Raw genomic sequence first — 1,504 nt, forward strand, 5'->3', positions numbered from 1 at the left:
CGGTGATCGCAGGCCCCACCGGGAGGCCCGTGGTGCGCCCCACCGGGAGCACTCCGAGCGTTGGTCCGCCCCGCACGCAGTCAGCGGACGGGCAGGCCACGACAGTTCGCGGGATTCCACCGGCGGTTCCCGGTGACGCCTCCCACCCGGACGCGCTGGTCCAGCAGCGTGCCCCAGCCGGCCCGGCCAGTTCGGCCAGTTCGGCGGGGACCGCACCGGCGGGCTCTCCCCAGCCTGGATACGCGGCGGGGCCACCGGAGTCACTGACGGCCGCTGTCGAGCCCCTGAGCGGTCGGGAGCAGACGGTCCTGAGTTATCTGCCGACCATGCTCACCACAGCGGAGATCGCCAGCGAGATGTTCGTCTCGGTGAACACCGTGAAGACCCATCTCAAGAGCATCTACCGGAAGCTCGACGTGGCCCGCCGCCGGGACGCCGTGCACCGCGCCCGCGCACTCCACCTGCTGTGATCTCCTGATGGCCCGGGGCTGAGGCCTTGCGGACCGCACCGGACCGGCTGCGCCGACCGGCGATACGCACGACCACGATTACCTGCGACGGCGAGAAGTTCCGGCCGTACCCGAGCAGAACACGCTGACCACCGTGGTTATCCGCACGTTTCCGGCCCGTCAATAACGTGCGGTTGGTCGTCAATAACGTACGGTTGGTGCCGCCGCCGTATCGGCGACGGTTTCACCGTGCCACACGCTATACCACATGCTATGAGCCGATCATGCTATGGGCCGATATGGTCCAATCCACCTTCCTCTCACCCCATGCGGAGGATGCGCTACGCGTGGTCACTGACGGATCTTTGTCCTCGCGGCGCTGGGCGACGGCATCCGATGGCAGGGTGAGCGATGTCGTCTGCGGCGTGGGACCGGCGGCCTCGACCGGTCCGGGGTACGCGGCCCGGGGGGTGACGCGATGGACCAGGTGCATGACCGGATGAAACTGCCGCTTTCCGGTGTGGAAGTCGAACTGGTGAGCTCGCCGGTGGGTCTTCTGCACTGGCGGCTGAGGTCTGCCGACGATTCCACCACGCGCCTTGACCAGCCGCTTGACCGGACACCGATTCTCGGCTGGCGGGAAGGCACCACGTCGGTGGACGGGCGGCATCCGCCGGTGCTCTTCACCGTCGTGTGGGGATCGCTGCTCGGCGGACGTGGACCCCTGCGGGTCGTACTGGTGCGCCGCCGCCGGTTCCGGGCTTCGCAACGACACAACCTGGACCCGATAACGCTCGGTGGAGCGTTCTGGATCGCCGAGGCCGAGGGCTCCTTCGACCAGTTGGTGGTGTCGGACGGGGCGGTCGTCGAGAGCCGTGACCTGCACGCCCGGGTCTGAGCCAGGGATTGTTCGGATGAACGTGGCCGGTGGTGCCCCGCTCATGCGCGCAACACGCGGTTCGGCCGCCTCGGGCGTCGGTGTGTCGGTTGTCAGGTGCGCTCACTCACATCCTCGTCCTGCCGGACCAGGCGGGTATGGCAGGACGATCCGTACC

Annotated in this window: 2 protein-coding genes; both read left to right on the forward strand. The window is 68.3% G+C overall.

The genetic code is table 11. The annotated features are described in order from the left end of the window. The coding region (locus tag DD1DGNOD_RS28915; RefSeq protein WP_241255519.1) for a response regulator transcription factor at positions 1-470 on the forward strand (470 nt) is incomplete at its 5' end. 478 nt (positions 471-948) lie between these two features. Next, positions 949-1,347 (forward strand): hypothetical protein, encoded by a 399-nt coding sequence (locus DD1DGNOD_RS07120; RefSeq protein ID WP_131769703.1) that lies wholly within the window; start codon positions 949-951, stop codon positions 1,345-1,347. The last annotated feature ends 157 nt before the right edge of the window (positions 1,348-1,504 follow it).

The organism is Candidatus Protofrankia californiensis, assembly GCF_900634765.1.
Classification (GTDB): domain Bacteria; phylum Actinomycetota; class Actinomycetes; order Frankiales; family Frankiaceae; genus Protofrankia; species Protofrankia californiensis.